Here is a 15,392-nt window from a genome sequence, read left to right as displayed (position 1 = left end):
GGAAAGGGGTTAATGAATATGTCCAATTTCGCCAGCCGAATTTTGGTTGTTGACGATGAAGAACGGATTCGCCGTTTGCTCAAAATGTATTTGGAAAAGGAAGGCTACGTCATTGATGAAGCGGAAGATGGAGAATCTGCGCTGCAAATGGCTACGGCTACGGACTATGCGCTTATTTTGCTCGACGTTATGCTTCCGGGCATTGACGGCGTGGAAATGTGCTCCCGTCTTCGTCAAGTGAAAGCGACGCCTGTCATTATGCTGACGGCGAAAGGCGAGGAAATGAACCGGGTGCAAGGATTTGAAGTTGGTGCTGACGATTATGTTGTTAAGCCATTCAGCCCGCGCGAAGTCATTTATCGGGTGAAGGCGATTTTGCGCCGCTCCTCGGCTACTGCTTTTCTGACGAAGGAAGTCAATTCCAGCAACAATATCGTATTCCCGCATTTGGTCATTGAGCATGATGCCCACCGCGTAACAGCGGCAGGCCAGGAAGTGAGCTTGACGCCAAAGGAATATGAGCTCTTGCACTATTTGGCTGTTTCTCCGGATAAAGTGTTTTCCCGTGAGGAATTGCTTAAGGATGTATGGAACTATGAGTTTTTCGGTGATCTCCGAACCGTTGATACGCATGTCAAGCGTCTGCGCGAGAAGCTGAACAAGGTGTCGGGCGACGCAGCTGCCATGATTACGACGGTATGGGGCGTCGGCTACAAGCTTGAGGTGCCAAAGTAATGAACTGGAGGAAGTACTCTCCTTTTCTACTGTGGCATAGCGTCGTTGGCAAGCTGTGGGTGACGATTATTTTGCTCGTGGCCGTCGTGCTGCTGACGCTTGGCGTATTTCTTATTCCGTATATCGGATATTTATTTGAAAATGATGCCAGCCATGAAGTGATGCTGCTGTTCGTCATCGTTGCAGTTATCGGTTTTCTGATGTCGACCTTCTTTGCCTTTTTTCTATCGCGTAAAATTCAGCAGCCGCTGCTTGAGCTGAAGGAAGCTGCGGATTCGATATCGCAAGGAAATTATCAGATGCGGGTGAAAATTCGCTCAAATGATGAAATTGGCGAGCTGGCGAATACGTTCAATAATATGACTGAGCAGGTCGATAAGCTCATTCATGATCTTAATCATGAGAAGGAGCATTTGTCGAGCATCCTGCGCAGTATGGGTGACGGAGTTATTACGTTCGATGCTGAAGGCGAAATAATTTTGACAAATCCGCCGGGACATTTGCTTATAAACCGCTGGGCTGATCTGAATCAGGAGTGGGGCGATGCTTTTTACGATAGCACAAAGCCATACTCTTCTGTTCCTGGGCCGCTGCTTGATATATTCGAGAAGGTCATGGACGAAGGCCGCGATGTTTCGAATAAAGTATACGTGCACAACAGCATGTGGTCTGTCGTCATGGCTCCGCTGCTGCTGGATGGCGTTGCCCGCGGAGCGGTCGCGGTCATTCGGAACGTGACGGAGGAACATAAGCTGGAGAAGCTGCGGCGTGACTTTGTGGCGAATGTTTCCCATGAGATTAGAACGCCGCTTTCAATGATGCAAGGCTACAGCGAAGCGCTGCTAGACGATATTGTGGCTTCCCCAGAGGAGCGCAAGGAGCTTGTGCAGGTCATTTATGATGAATCGCTGCGCATGGGCAGGCTGGTCAATGATTTTCTGGATATGGCGCGCATGGAAGCCGGGCATGTGGAGCTGAATTTGCGGCAGTTCGATTTGCAGCAAATAATCAGGCGTGTGCATCGCAAGTTCCAAGTATTTGCCAAGGAGCGGGAAGTCATGTTCAAGACCGAGCTGCCTGATATGCCGCTGCTGCTGCTAGGGGCGGATGAAGACCGGCTTGAACAGGTGCTGACGAATTTGCTCGATAATGCGCTGCGGCATACGCCGCTTGGCAAATCTGTGACGATTGCAGCAAGCCCAATGACGATTAACCATACCGATTATATCCAAATGCAAATTAAAGACGAGGGACAAGGCATTCCTAGCGAGGACTTGCCGTATATCTTCGAACGCTTTTACAAAGCAGATAAATCGCGAAAGCGCGGCACCTCTGTAGGAACAGGACTCGGCCTTGCGATCGTCAAAAACATCATCACCCAGCATAATGGACAAATAGAAGTAGACAGCATACTCGGCAAAGGGACGACCTTTACGCTGCTGCTGCCTGTCGAAACAAAGCATTAGCTGTCAAGGCGCTCCGATAGGAGCGCTATTTTTTGTTGAAAAGAAGCATTAAATCTTGTTGCTCGTGAAACATTTGAATAAATGGAATAGAGTTGTCACGGGACCTGAGGCGCTCAATCTCGTCGATATCGGAGCATTGCTATACCCAAGCACGCCAAGACTTTTAAGGCTGTAGAAGCTGATCAGAAGGTGTATAGCAGCCTTTTGTCAGGTATAGGCATGGAATATAGGAGTAGGAGTAGAATAGTGCAGGGTATAGCAAGCCAGTGGCAAACAAAAACCCCAAAGCGGTCAACAACGACCACTCCGGGGTTTTTCGCATGGACAGAAGTCCGTATTAGATTTTGATTTCTTTTGCAGTGTTCAGCTCAGTCAAGTTCGTAAGCTGCTCAAGAACCTCTTTAGGCGTTCCTTTGTCAACACGCAATACCATAATCGCGGAGCCGCCCTCTAGCTGACGACCAACCTGCATCGTTGCAATATTCACGTCATTCGTTCCAAGCAACGTACCTACGCGGCCGATAATTCCAGGCTTATCGTTATGCGAGATCAGGATTAGATTGCCTTCTGGCGTAACATCGACAGGGAAATTGTCAATTTGAACGATACGCGGGCCATAGCCAGTAAGCAGCGTGCCGGCAACAGTGCGATCTTCCTTCTTCGTGCGCAGCGATACGGTTACGAGATTCGTAAAGTCTTTTGCAATATGCGATTTTTGAACGACGATGTTAACATCGCGCTCTTTCGCAAGATGCATCGAGTTGACGACATTCACTTGCTCCGTACCAAGGTGGTGGGACAGAATGCCTTTGACAACGTAGCGAGTCAGTGGCTGTGTATCTACTTCTGCAAGATCACCGGAGTAACCGACAACGATTTCCTGTACCGGACCGTCTGTCATTTGGGAAATGAAGCTGCCCAGCTTCTCTCCAAGAATGAAATACGGTTGAAGCTTGCTTTGCAGGCCAGCCGGAATTGGCGGCATGTTAACGGCATTGCTGAACGGCTCATCGCGCAAAATGTGCAGCACTTGCTCCGAAACGTCGATCGCAACGTTTTCTTGCGCTTCAACTGTCGATGCGCCAAGGTGAGGCGTTACGATGATTTTCGGATGCTTCAGGAACGGGTGGTCCTCAGCCGGAGGCTCAACTTCAAATACGTCGAATGCTGCTCCAGCGACGATACCTTGGTCAACCGCATCAACCAGAGCAATTTCATCAATGATGCCGCCGCGAGCGCAGTTTACGATGCGCATGCCAGGCTTCATAACAGCAAATTGGTCTTTGCCAATCATATGATGAGTTTCAGGTGTAAGCGGGGTGTGCACCGTCATAAAATCCGCGTTACGGACAATTTCGTCCACCGATGCAAGCTTGATGCCAAGCTTTTCTGCACGCTCTTCTGTCATAAACGGATCGTAGCCGAGAATGTCCATGCCGAAAGCTTTTGCACGTTTTGCAACTTCGCTGCCGATACGACCCATGCCAAGAACGCCAAGCACTTTGTTGCGAAGTTCTACGCCAAGGAAGGATTTGCGATCCCAAACGCCATTGACCGTTTTCATATAGGCTTGAGGAATATGGCGGGCTACAGCCATCATCATGGCAAAAGTGTGCTCGCTAGTTGTAATCGTATTGCCGTCAGGAGCGTTAATAACGATAATTCCGCGCTGCGTTGCAGCGTCCAGATCAATGTTGTCTACGCCAACGCCTGCGCGTCCAACGACTTTAAGAAGCTTGCCGGCTTCCATAATGCGTGCTGTTACACGCGTTTGGCTGCGAACGAGCAGAGCGTCGTATTCGCCAATAATGGCTACGAGCTCATCCTCGCTTAAACCTGGTTTTTTATCGACAATGATATCTTCCGCGTCTACAAGCTGTTGGATGCCCAGATCGCTGATGGGATCGGATACTAGCACTTTAAACATAAGTAGATTGCCCCCTAAAATTTTTGCGAATGTAAAAATCATTTCGTAAGCTACATCAGGTGTGATACTAAAATAAAAACCGCCCTTGCACACATGCGCATGCGAGGCGAGAGTTTCATATAGTCAAACGGCTCCTCGATTCATGTCGAATGACAGAAAGGATAGCCTTTATCATTTTAAAGCATTAACATGGACAATTGCAATCCTCAAACTTGATCAAATGTGAAATTTTTTGATATGATTCATGCATTGCCTGCTTAAATAGATAAAGGGGAGAGACGAGACATGAACAATTGGGAAGAGATCGAAGCGGATGTTTTTTTGCAGCTTTTGGAGAAAGGACATATAGAGGCAAGGCAAGTCATTGACGTTCGGGAGTCGTTTGAATGGGACTATTATCATCTGGAGCAATCTACGCTTATTCCGATGAATACGATTCCTCATCACTTGGGACAATTAGCGGATGACAAGCCGCTTTATATCGTATGCGCACATGGCGTACGCAGCGCTAATGTATGCGGATATTTAGAAAAGCAGGGCTATGGCAGCCTCCACAATGTAACCGGAGGAATGGCGGCCATAGCCCTGCTTCAAGGGTTTCAATACGACTAGCACAAGCAGTCTTTTAAGACGAGGTAGTAGTGAAGAAAGGCAGCAGCGGCAGCACTTCCTTGCTGTACATTTGCTCGAAGCCGCTGCTGTAGTCGCCGTTGCGCACGGCGGCTGTATTCATCAGCAGCTCAGCAATGGCAGCGATGGAGCGAATTTTCATTTTGCTCGCTTGCCCCGTCTTAATAAATTCATCGATCCGGATAACCAGATCCTGTGGATAGAAGTTCGTTAATTGCTTATGCGACAACAAATGGTCAGCCATCAATTTATTTTTTACAATAAGGGGCAGCTTATTCCATTTACTGATTTCCAAAATATTCGGGAACTTGTATTCGTTAGGAATGTCGCTGTTTACGGTAGCTGCCCATTTCATCATCGCGCTGTAATACGATTGCTGCGAGGAAAGGGATTGCTTCACAGCTGCCTGGTAAATGGAATCGTCATTAACGGCTGCGATGAGCTTCGCAGTATTGAGCGTCTTCGCTTTGTTCACCGCTCTGTTTGACGTTTGCTCAAACAATTCAAGGCTTTTAATAACGCTCGTCTGTGCTTCACCGAGCAGTGGCGATTGCTGCATATTGAAGGAAGCGACCTCGCCGGCTTTTTTCTTGGCTAGCTTGGACAAATCCTTAAACATGGCGTTGCCATCGGCTGAATCATCCTGCTCCAGTTTTTTCAAAGCATTGAACCATTCGTTTTGGAATTCACGGTAGGGCAGAAATACAGTATGATAGTAGGAGACAAGATCTTGCTGCTGGTATGGAGTCGACTTGGATTTAGCCTCACTGTTTAACTGTTTCATTTCGTAGCTGGTTTTAGTCTGCTCACTGCCGTACTGTACTCCGTAGAAAAATGCGCCGACTGCGCAAACCAGCATAAAAATAAAACCAATGCTGTAAAACATGGCGGAACGGGTTAGCTGCTTTTCCATAACAAAACTCCCTTTTATGTATGTATTCATTATTGCTCTCTTTTGCTGCCTGTGCGTACAGGTGAATTTACATCAAAAATACGAACCTCCAGGACGGGCGGGAAGTTATGAAAAAATTCGACATCCGTAAAATACGAGTGCGCAAGGTGACCGTTGACGAGCTTGACGATCGCATGCTGCTCATTAATTTGTACATGACGCAAGCACTTACTTTTATTATCGGCTTGATATGGGTTTTATTTCAGCGTCAGAGCATAATTCATTTATTTCATTTTCCAAAAGAGCTTGCCGTCGTATGGTTTGGACTAGGGTTAGCGGCGGTTGTACTCATAGTAGATTTGTCCATTTCCCGCTTTGTGCCTGATGAAGCAGCCGATGATGGCGGCGTAAATGACCGGATTTTCCGGGAACGCCCGATTTGGCATATTATCGTATTGTCGTTCGTTGTCTCGGTATGCGAGGAGCTGCTCTTCAGGGGCGCTTTGCAGCACGCTTTCGGGCCATATTGGACAAGCATCATCTTTGCAGCCATTCATGTCCGGTATTTAAAGCATTGGATTCCAACTGGACTTGTGTTTTCCATCAGTTACGGCTTAGGATGGATTTATATACAAACTGGCAGCTTATGGGCCCCAATTCTTGCACACTTTGCGATAGATATGATTATGGGCTTTATTATCAGATTCAGGAGGGAACCGAAAGGGCAATTATGAGCAGGGTACAAAAATTCGGGAAAGCCACGCGCAAAGGGCCGTCGCCCGAGAAAACGGAAGCTCCCCGAATCGATGAAGAGGGAAGGGAGATCCTTCCCCCAAGACGGAAAAAGTTCCCTTCGGGCGCTAGCAAAGTAACGAGATGGTATTATAATGTATTGTTTTTTCTCTTTTTGAGTTTGGTCGCAGGATTGTTCTGGTACGGATTGAAATATGCGAATTAAGCTGCCGGAGCACTTAGCTGCCCCAAGCTTCTAATTCGTGAGGTCCGTATCAATTGCAGCCGGATCGATGAAGCCATAGCCCTTGTCTTCAAGCTGCGTCAGCAGCTTGTCAAGCGCTTCAGCGGTCCAGGCCAGCTCATGCATTAAAATGTTGGCGCCTGGGTGAAGCTGTTCCAGCACACTCGCGACAACTTTGTCAGGATCTCCGGGAGATTTCTGTTCCCAGTCAAGCGAACCATTGGACCACGTCATGTACAGCATGCCGTGGTTTTTGACGATTTCTTTAACGCTATCGTTGCCGGAGCCATAAGGGGGCCGGAAAAACTTTGGCGCTTCGCCGGTCAGCTTCATGACGCTATCCTGTACATCAGCAACCTGCTGCTCCACTTTGGCGGCAGATTCTTTTTTCAAGTTGATGTGGTCCCAGGAGTGGTTGCCGATCGTCTGTCCGCGCTCATGAATGAGCGTCAGCAAATCAGGGTTCGCTTTAACTCGGTAGCCGTTCACGAAAAAGATCGCTTTAGCCTTATGCTTGCCGAGCGTATCGAGCAGGCTGGTCAGCACCTCCTTGTTGTGCGGGCCATCATCAAAGGTCAGCAGCACAACTTTATCGGTCGTTCCTTTGTCAAGCGGTTTGAAGCGGTATACGCTGTCCATTTTGTACAGCTTGGCAGTCGGAGCCTCGCTTGGAGACGGCGTTGCTTCTTCTGCAAGGGGCGAAGCCGTTGGCTCCTCTTGCTGAAGGACAGGAGAAGCGGCAGGCGACTGGTCGGCTGCTGGGCTTTCCTGTGCCAAAGCACTTTCCTGCGGCAGATTGCTGCCAGACGGGACGCTTTGCTGGCTGCAAGCCGCAGCAACTAATGCAGCTCCCAAAAGAACAGCGAGCGATGCGGTCATTCGTTTAAACATAATGAACCTCCATTTATGTTGTAGTTGTCAATGGGTATTATTGTAGCATAATCAATCATGCTGTGTTTTGCAGGCCGCGGGATTTCCTTTATTAAGCAGGATAAATAAGAGGAGGCAAGCCACACTAAAGGGTGAAATCGAATATTGAATGGGGATTTTTTAGGGCCCTAAATCAAGGAGGTTTTGTCCTACTATGAGGCTAAGAGGATTTCTTCTCGGAGGGCTTGCCGGGGCAGCCGCTGCTCTCTATGTTGCCCGCAAGCGTCCAGGTACAGCTGCACTTGCAGCTGGCGTGCTGGCGAGCGCTTGTTCAACGATTGGCCACAAGGCGATGTCCTTGTGGAATAACGATTGGACGAAAAAGGCTGTAAACAAGGGCCCAAAGCGTACAGACGATACCGCCGGAAAATTCGGAGACGGCTGGGTTCAGATTGAAGCAATGATGAACAGTGATCCAGAGCTGAAACAGCAAGCCGAGGAGATCATGGCGGAATCGTCGAACAAGACACATTAACCAACAGTTTCTGGAAGGAATCGTTTGAACGAGGCACTGAAAAAGTGCAGATTCGAACGATTCTTTTTGCCTATTTTAGGTGCAATCCGAGTTTGAACATGATAAAGTAGTTACATAGTTTGATTTGACCATTTTGGTCACATCTTCTTATAAATTTCATACGCTGTTACAACAGATGCTGCAGAGGAGGATCCTGTCATGAAGATCGAACGACTTAGTCAGGACAAGATAAAAATATTTCTGACGTTCGACGACCTGCTGGAACGAGGGATCCAGAAGGACGACATGTGGCGCGAAATTCCAAAGGTGCACGAACTATTCAGTGAAATGATGGATCAAGCATACAGTGAACTTGGATTCGATGCCAGCGGACCGTTAGCGGTCGAAGTGTTTGCCCTACCGGCCCAAGGTATGGTCGTGATTGTCACTCGCGGCAAAATGAACGGAAGCTCGGAAGAGAGAACGTCCGATGATGATGACGCAGATGACGAAATTTACGAAATGGAAGTGACGCTTGAGCAAAGCGATATCGTCATGTATTCCTTTCGGGATTTCGAGGATGTTATACAGGTTTGCAGACAGCTGCAAGCCGCTGCCCTGACAGAAGATGGGCGCCTGTATGCTTACAATAATAAATATATACTGGCGCTGGAACCGGCTTTGATTGAAACGTCCCGCCACAATGCCGTTATCGCCCTGCTGGCTGAATACGGCGAAGCCACATCGGTCACTTATGCGATGTTGGAGGAATACGGGAAAGTAATCATGCCTTCCGAGGCTGTGAAAGAAATATGCACTCATTTTTTCAACTAGGCAATGCTTAAGCGAAGAGGGCGCAATGAACGGAGCATCTGCAGGAGCTGTCAAGCCTGCTGATGCTCTTCTTCTTTTTATGTAATCGTACAAGCGCTGGCCTGCTCCAGAGTCAGGGAAACGGCAATGGCGCGAGGTGTTGTCAATATAATAAAAGGTATATCCGATGTGTCTATAGCGTTGTATAATGAAGAGGAACTGGACATCCCTGATTGGTTGGACAAGCAGGATTCGCTGGGCAATAGGACACGAAATCTTGGTCTATACTGAATGGATGCAAAATAATGAGGGCTATTACAGGGATGATGTAGAAATAGATATGCGGCCTCCCGTTATTGAGGGTGGTTGCAGCAGGCACGGCATGGGGGGGTGAAGAACGGCGATGATGTGGATCTCTGTCTTGACAGCAGCGGTGGCACCAGGAATAGCACTGCTGACATATTTATATTTAAAGGATAAATACGATACGGAGCCTATTCATATGGTCGTCCGGATGTTCTTGCTGGGCGTGCTGATCGTGCTGCCGATTATGGTTGTGCAGCGCGGCTTGCAGCTTTGGTGGGGCGATAATCCAGTCGTCTTTTCATTTATTCAATCGGCTGGCGTAGAGGAATTTATAAAATGGTTCGTTCTTTATCATTTTATTTACAATCATACGGAGTTTGACGAACCTTACGACGGCATCGTGTACGCCGGTTCCATATCGCTAGGATTTGCGACGCTCGAAAATGTGATGTATGCCTTCCTGGCTCCCGCATCGTTCGGCTCGCTCGTTATGAGGGCGCTGCTTCCCGTATCGGGACATGCCCTCTTCGGCATTATGATGGGCTATTACGTAGGCAAAGCGAAGTTCGAGAGCAATGGCAAAAAACGCAGAAATTATATTATCGTATCGTTTCTGCTGCCGATAATGCTGCACGGCAGCTATGACTGGATTATGATCACGATGCGTTCCAGCTGGATCTGGTTCATCATTCCGTTCATGGCGGTGCTATGGGTCGTTGGCCTCCGAAAAATGCAGCGGGCCAACTCGCGATCGCCATTTCGTTTTTTGAAGCGCGATGAAGAGGTTAAATTGTAAAGCAGCCGTCCATACTGAAAGCTAGAGTACATTTTTAGGGTAAGCTGGAGGTAGGGATGGAAGCAGTCAGAGTGAAAGTGACCATTCGCTGCAATGTATGTGGCGAGAAGTTTGTTTTGCGGGGCAAGCGCGAAAGCAGCGGCGTAGATACTGGTTTCAAGCAGTGCATTTGCAACAACATCGACGATCTTGATATTGAAGAACATAGCTTTTAAACAAATTGAATGCATAAAGCTCCTTTCAGCAAACCAAACTAACACCAGGTTTGCACAAGAAAGGAGCTTTTTGTATGGTTTATAGACGGATAAGCGCGGTGCTGTTCCCAATTGCGGCTATTTTGCTTGTAGGTTCGCTCTATTGGGGCTATCAGGAGCATCAGGAGAAAAACGCTGTATTGATGAAGGCGGAAAATCAGTATCAACGGGCGTTCCATAATTTAACTTACCATGTGGATAAGCTGCATCAGCAGCTTGGCAATACGTTAGCCGTCAATTCCACCTCACAAGCGTATCACCGAAAAGGGCTCGTTAACGTATGGCGGCTAACAAGCGAGGCGCAGAACGAAATTAGCCAGCTGCCGCTTTCGATGCTTCCATTTGACAAGGCGGAGGAGTTTTTGTCGCGCATTTCCAATTTTGCCTATAAAACTTCCGTTCGCGATTTGACGAAGCAGCCGCTGTCTGAGGATGAATTCAAAACCCTCAAAACGCTGTACGCCAACTCCAAGGATATTTCAAAAGATTTGCAGGGCATGCAGGAAAAAGTGCTCTCGAATCATTTGCGCTGGATGGACGTTGAGCTGTCATTGGCTGCGAAGGAAGCCAAGGGCGATCAGACAATTGTCGACGGCTTCAAAGGTGTCGATAAGAAGGTAAGTAGCTATCCGGAAATTAACTGGGGTCCTTCGGTTTCAAGCATGTACGAGAAGCGCCCAATCAGCATGCTGAGCGGTAAAGCTGTTACGCCGGAAGAAATTAAGCAGCGCGCTGCCAAGTTTGCCGGCAAAAAAGGCGATGGCAAAGAAATTCGCGTTGCTGAAAATGGCAAAGGCACGGAATATGCTTCGTATTCCGCAGTGTTGTCCGAGCATAAGTCGGGCAATACGATCCATATGGATTTTTCGCAAAAGGGCGGCCAACTGATCGCTTATATGGATCCCCGTGAAATTGGAGAGAAGCAGCTGGACATTGAGCAGGCGCGGGCTGCGGCTGAAAAGTTTTTGAAAGAGCATGGCTTTGACGGCATGAAGGCGGTTAGCTATGACGCCTATGATAATGCAGGAACGTTCGGCTTTGTCGGCAACCAGGACGATGTGCTGATTTATCCAGACAAGCTGACGGTCAAGGTTGCGCTTGATAATGGAGATATAGCGGCGCTGCAAGCGAATGAATATGTGTTCGAGCATCATAAGCGGACGCTGCCGAAGGCAGGCATCTCCAAAGCAGACGCGCGCAAGGCGCTGAACCCGGATATGAAAGTGTCCAAAGAGCAGATGGCGCTGATCAAAAATGATGATGGCAATGAAGTGCTGTGCTATGAATATACGGGCCGGATCAATGATAGCGATTACCGCATTTACATTAATGCAGAAAGCGGCATGGAAGAATCGATTGAAGTGCTGTCTTCGCTTGACAAAGTGGCAAGTTCCGGTAAATAACCATATGGCTCCTCTCTATATGTCGTGTTATAATGACAGCATTATAGGGGGGAGCCAACTTGTTGCCGAAAATTAATCAAATGTTATTTTTCCAAATTGCTTCTTCTGATGAAGCAGAAGCTGCCATCGAGTACAAGGCGCGTATTGCCGAGGTGCTGGATGAAGGTTTTTTGATTGAGAACCCGATAAATAGCCAAAATGGCAGAATGAAAAGAATGTTTTTGGGAGACGAGCTTTCGGTCTATTTTGTATCGGAGGATGGAATCAAGCATTTCTTTAATTCCCACGTTCTTGGTTTCCGGGAAGACGTCGTCAAGCTGGTCAAAATTCGGAAGCCGGACCTTGATCAGATTACAAAGGTGCAGCGGCGCAATTTTCTGCGGGTAGCTGCCGAGCTTGAAATCGCAGTGAAAACGCCGGATCAGGTCCGCTTCGTGGCGCTTACAGATGATGTTGGGGGCGGCGGAATTTCGTTCATTTGCGATGGGAAATGGCCGATTTCCCAAGGTCAGGTGCTGGAGTGCTGGCTGCTTGTTCCTTATAAAAATGGGTCCATCGAGCATGCGTCATTCAATGCGGAAATCGTGCGGGTTGTAAAGCTTGAAACGGGGCGCAATCAGGTGATGATTAAATTTGCCGGCATTAATGATTCAGACCGTCAGCGGATTATTCGCTATTGCTTTGAGCGCCAGCTGGAATTCCGCAACCGCTGAATAGCTGGGCCGCCCTCTACGCATGCTATCCTTTAACAGGGATAGAAGGGAATGATTGCATGGCTCGCGCGTCTGGGCAAAGCTGGAAACGGCTGGAGGGACAAGCTCCTAACCAGTCTTTTTCAGTTCCGTTTGATAAAATAGGAAAAGGGCTCGGCATCGTGGCTGCCGCGCTGCTTATCGCATGTTTGCTTGCGCAAACAGTGCTGCAAAGCAGCACGGTCAGACACTTGCTGTCGGGAGCCGAGCGCATGGAAGGAACCCGTCTGCAAGGACAGGTTTCTTCATAATGCGTTCAAATACCTGAAAGCAAGGTGGAGGGTGTTTTTGCATCCGCTCGTATAGTGTGGTATAATTTTCACGTCCGCAGGCAAAGCCTGCTTTTTTATTGAGAGGTTAGCGTCGCATCTGTCACGGTGTATCAAGCCAGCCATCTCGACATAAGGGGGGTTGACTTTTAGTGATGCAGCAAGACGGTGACGGCGAGCGGATCAACATTGCTATCGATGGACCTGCTGGGGCAGGGAAAAGCACAGTAGCGCGTAAAGTTGCCGAACAATTAGGATATGTATACATTGATACAGGTGCTATGTATCGAGCCGTGACCTATAGTTCGCAGCAGGCGGGCATTAAGCCGCAGGAAGCTGGCAAGCTTGCTGACCATGTGACGCATCTGGACATTAAGCTGCAGGCAGGCGACAATGGACAGACTGTATTTTTGAATGGGGAAAATGTCACCGAACAAATCCGTTCACGCGATGTGACGCTGAATGTGTCTCATTATGCGGCGAATGAAGCGGTCAGACAATTTCTTGGCGCAGCGCAGCGCAGGCTGGCTGAGGAAAAAGGTGTTGTAATGGATGGCAGGGACATCGGTTCCCATGTGCTTCCGAACGCTGAGTTGAAGGTTTTTTTAACAGCATCCGTTGAGGAGCGTGCGCTTCGCAGGTACAAGGAGCTAGCCGGCAAGCAGCCGGTGACGCTGGAACAGCTTGCAGAAGAAATTTCGCAGCGTGACCAACTGGATGAACAGCGGGAAATTTCACCGCTCGTCCGCGCTGAAGACGCAATCCTGCTGGACAGCACGGCGATGTCGATTGAAGAGGTCGCTCAAGCTATTGTCAAATTAAGCAGAACCAAATTGGCGGGGGCGAAGTAAACTATGTTATACCTGTTGTTCCGATTTCTTCTCCGCGTGCTTTATATATGCCTATTCCGTCTTGAAGCCAAAGGGCTTGAGAATATACCTGCTGACGGGCCGGTCATCTTATGCGCCAATCACGTCAGCAATTTTGACCCGCCTACGGTCGGCGTCAAGGTTCCACGGAAAGTCCATTATATGGCGAAAGCGGAATTGTTTAAAATTCCGGTTTTCGGACCGCTCATTCGGGCATTTGGAGCTTTTCCAGTTAAGCGCGGAGGCGTAAGCAAAGAGGCGATCAAATCAGCGATCACCCTGCTGAAGGAAGGCAATGTAATGGGTATTTTCCCGGAAGGCTCTCGCCGCAATCAAGGCGGGGAAGCGAAGAAGGGGGCGGCAATGATTGCGCTTCGCAGCAATGCGGTTGTTATACCTGTGGCAATTGTGGGTAATTATTCCTTGTTTCGCAAAGTAACGGTTTATTATGGCAAGCCGGTTGATTTTACCGCATTTATTGATGATTCTTCACCGGATAAGCTGGACCGCCTTACGGATGCGATTATGAAGGATGTTCGCGCCCTTATTGCAGCGAACAAATAAACATAGCTGTTTTAAATGCTGCTTAATGTTTCACTTTAGAACGTTGGCGGATTTAAATAAATTTGTAAGTTGAAAAGTTGTTGGATGAATTGAGGAGGTTATTTCAATGTCAGAAGAAACCAATGTGCAAGAGTCCGCAGTAGCGGAAAATCAAGAGGCTATGGATAATTTCGTATCCTTGAAAAAAGGGGATACAGTTAAAGGTTCGATCGTCAAAATCGAAGATAACCAAGCTTACGTAAGCCTTGGATATAAATATGACGGTGTTATCCCGATTCGCGAACTGTCCGCAGTTCAATTGGATAATGCAAACGATGCCGTACAAGTAGGCCAAGAAGTTGAGCTTAAAGTTATCAGCATTGATGACGAGAAAGAAAAGCTTGTTCTTTCCAAGAAAAGCGTAGATGGCGAGCGCGCTTGGGATTCGCTGCAAGCTCGTTTCGAGAGCGGCGAAGTATTTGAAGTTGTCGTAGCTGACGTTGTAAAAGGCGGCCTTGTCGCTGATGTTGGCGTACGCGGCTTTATCCCGGCTTCGATGGTTGAGCGTCATTTTGTAGAAGATTTCAGCGACTACAAAGGCCGCACACTTCGCGTAAAAGTGAAAGAAATCGACCAAGAGAACGGCAAAGTCATTTTGTCTGCGAAAGAAGTATTGGACGCAGAATTTGAAGGCAACAAACAAAAATTGATCGCGGCTCTTGAGCCAGGCCAGCAGCTTGAAGGTACTGTTCAACGTTTGACACCATTTGGCGCATTCATTGATATCGGCGGCGTTGACGGTCTCGTTCACGTTTCTGAGCTTTCATGGCAGCACGTTGCTCATCCTAAAGATGTAGTAGCTGAAGGTCAAGCGGTAACGGTTAAAGTTCTTAAAGTTGATCCGGCTGCTGGTAAAATCAGCCTGAGCATGAAAGCTGCTCAACCAGGTCCTTGGGAAACAGCTGGAAGCCAATTCAACATTGGCGATATCGTAACAGGTACAGTTCGTCGCCTCGTTACTTTCGGCGCATTTGTTGAAATTGCTCCAGGCGTTGAAGGTTTGGTACACATTTCCCAAATCGCTCACCGTCATATTGCGACTCCTTTCGAGGTATTGCAAGAAGGGCAAGAAGTTCAAGCGAAAGTTCTTGACTTCAACCCTGCTGAAAAACGCGTTAGCCTGAGCATCAAGGAAACAGAAGAAGCTCCTGAGCAACCGCAAAAGCCAGAAAGACAACAACGCGAGCGCGCTCCTAAACAAGAGGAACTGAACAATCCTAATGTTAGCTTGAACAGCCAAAGCATGAGCTACTCGCTGGCTGAGCGTTTCGGCGACAAACTGAATAAATTGAAATAATACGTTATTGCGTTTTACAG

At 48.1% G+C, this 15,392-nt stretch carries 17 protein-coding genes; 14 read left to right on the top strand and 3 right to left on the bottom strand.

The window, feature by feature from the left end; translation table 11 throughout:
* The first annotated feature begins 18 nt into the window (after nucleotides 1-18).
* Nucleotides 19-735, top strand: a complete 717-nt coding sequence (locus ASF12_RS01760; protein ID WP_046231997.1) for a response regulator transcription factor — start codon at nucleotides 19-21, stop codon at nucleotides 733-735.
* A complete protein-coding gene (locus ASF12_RS01755) occupies nucleotides 735-2,201 on the top strand; it encodes an ATP-binding protein (RefSeq protein ID WP_056028878.1) in 1,467 nt (488 codons plus the stop codon). The genes ASF12_RS01760 and ASF12_RS01755 overlap by 1 nt, the downstream gene beginning before the upstream one ends.
* Before the next feature lie 337 nt (nucleotides 2,202-2,538).
* Here ASF12_RS01755 and serA read toward each other — a convergent pair whose 3' ends face one another.
* Entirely contained in the window at nucleotides 2,539-4,128 is a 1,590-nt protein-coding gene (gene serA / locus ASF12_RS01750; RefSeq protein ID WP_056028876.1) for a phosphoglycerate dehydrogenase, read from the bottom strand.
* A gap of 285 nt (nucleotides 4,129-4,413) precedes the next feature.
* Between serA and ASF12_RS01745 the strand changes: the two genes are divergently transcribed.
* A complete protein-coding gene (locus ASF12_RS01745; protein ID WP_056028874.1) occupies nucleotides 4,414-4,740 on the top strand; it encodes a rhodanese-like domain-containing protein in 327 nt (108 codons plus the stop codon).
* Between the two features lie 13 nt (nucleotides 4,741-4,753).
* Here ASF12_RS01745 and ASF12_RS01740 read toward each other — a convergent pair whose 3' ends face one another.
* Complete coding sequence (locus ASF12_RS01740; RefSeq protein ID WP_056028872.1) at nucleotides 4,754-5,671, bottom strand: hypothetical protein; 918 nt, start codon at nucleotides 5,669-5,671, stop codon at nucleotides 4,754-4,756.
* A 107-nt stretch (nucleotides 5,672-5,778) separates the two neighbouring features.
* On the opposite strand from ASF12_RS01740, the gene ASF12_RS01735 reads away from it, so the two are divergent.
* A complete protein-coding gene (locus tag ASF12_RS01735; protein ID WP_056028870.1) occupies nucleotides 5,779-6,384 on the top strand; it encodes a CPBP family intramembrane glutamic endopeptidase in 606 nt (201 codons plus the stop codon).
* A gap of 254 nt (nucleotides 6,385-6,638) precedes the next feature.
* On the opposite strand, the gene ASF12_RS01725 is transcribed toward ASF12_RS01735, so the two are convergent.
* Nucleotides 6,639-7,517, bottom strand: coding sequence for a polysaccharide deacetylase family protein (locus tag ASF12_RS01725; protein ID WP_056028866.1), 879 nt, complete (start codon nucleotides 7,515-7,517; stop codon nucleotides 6,639-6,641).
* Between the two features lie 193 nt (nucleotides 7,518-7,710).
* On the opposite strand from ASF12_RS01725, the gene ASF12_RS01720 reads away from it, so the two are divergent.
* The 10 genes from ASF12_RS01720 to rpsA all read left to right on the top strand — a co-directional run bounded on the left by ASF12_RS01720 (nucleotide 7,711) and on the right by rpsA (nucleotide 15,372).
* Nucleotides 7,711-8,031, top strand: a complete 321-nt coding sequence (locus ASF12_RS01720) for a hypothetical protein (RefSeq protein ID WP_056028864.1) — start codon at nucleotides 7,711-7,713, stop codon at nucleotides 8,029-8,031.
* A gap of 198 nt (nucleotides 8,032-8,229) precedes the next feature.
* Nucleotides 8,230-8,844: a genetic competence negative regulator gene (locus ASF12_RS01715; protein ID WP_046232007.1), complete on the top strand. Its 615-nt coding sequence runs from the start codon at nucleotides 8,230-8,232 to the stop codon at nucleotides 8,842-8,844.
* A 382-nt stretch (nucleotides 8,845-9,226) separates the two neighbouring features.
* Nucleotides 9,227-9,925, top strand: a complete 699-nt coding sequence (gene prsW, locus ASF12_RS01710) for a glutamic-type intramembrane protease PrsW (RefSeq protein ID WP_056028862.1) — start codon at nucleotides 9,227-9,229, stop codon at nucleotides 9,923-9,925.
* Between the two features lie 56 nt (nucleotides 9,926-9,981).
* Nucleotides 9,982-10,140, top strand: coding sequence for a hypothetical protein (locus ASF12_RS35155; protein ID WP_200931577.1), 159 nt, complete (start codon nucleotides 9,982-9,984; stop codon nucleotides 10,138-10,140).
* 74 nt (nucleotides 10,141-10,214) lie between these two features.
* Nucleotides 10,215-11,582 (top strand): germination protein YpeB, encoded by a 1,368-nt coding sequence (gene ypeB, locus ASF12_RS01705; protein ID WP_056028860.1) that lies wholly within the window; start codon nucleotides 10,215-10,217, stop codon nucleotides 11,580-11,582.
* A gap of 59 nt (nucleotides 11,583-11,641) precedes the next feature.
* Nucleotides 11,642-12,295, top strand: coding sequence for a flagellar brake protein (locus ASF12_RS01700; protein WP_056028857.1), 654 nt, complete (start codon nucleotides 11,642-11,644; stop codon nucleotides 12,293-12,295).
* A 59-nt stretch (nucleotides 12,296-12,354) separates the two neighbouring features.
* The gene (locus ASF12_RS01695) at nucleotides 12,355-12,585 is read left to right on the top strand and encodes a hypothetical protein (protein ID WP_056028855.1); all 231 of its coding nucleotides are present in this window, start codon (nucleotides 12,355-12,357) and stop codon (nucleotides 12,583-12,585) included.
* A 173-nt stretch (nucleotides 12,586-12,758) separates the two neighbouring features.
* Nucleotides 12,759-13,454, top strand: coding sequence for a (d)CMP kinase (gene cmk, locus ASF12_RS01690; protein WP_056028853.1), 696 nt, complete (start codon nucleotides 12,759-12,761; stop codon nucleotides 13,452-13,454).
* A gap of 3 nt (nucleotides 13,455-13,457) precedes the next feature.
* Nucleotides 13,458-14,036 (top strand): lysophospholipid acyltransferase family protein, encoded by a 579-nt coding sequence (locus ASF12_RS01685; protein ID WP_056028851.1) that lies wholly within the window; start codon nucleotides 13,458-13,460, stop codon nucleotides 14,034-14,036.
* A gap of 106 nt (nucleotides 14,037-14,142) precedes the next feature.
* A complete protein-coding gene (gene rpsA, locus ASF12_RS01680; RefSeq protein ID WP_056028850.1) occupies nucleotides 14,143-15,372 on the top strand; it encodes a 30S ribosomal protein S1 in 1,230 nt (409 codons plus the stop codon).
* The last annotated feature ends 20 nt before the right edge of the window (nucleotides 15,373-15,392 follow it).

Origin of the sequence: Paenibacillus sp. Leaf72, assembly GCF_001422685.1 — a bacterium.
Classification (GTDB): Bacteria; Bacillota; Bacilli; order Paenibacillales; family Paenibacillaceae; genus Pristimantibacillus.
This window is presented reverse-complemented; position numbering and strand designations above follow the sequence as displayed.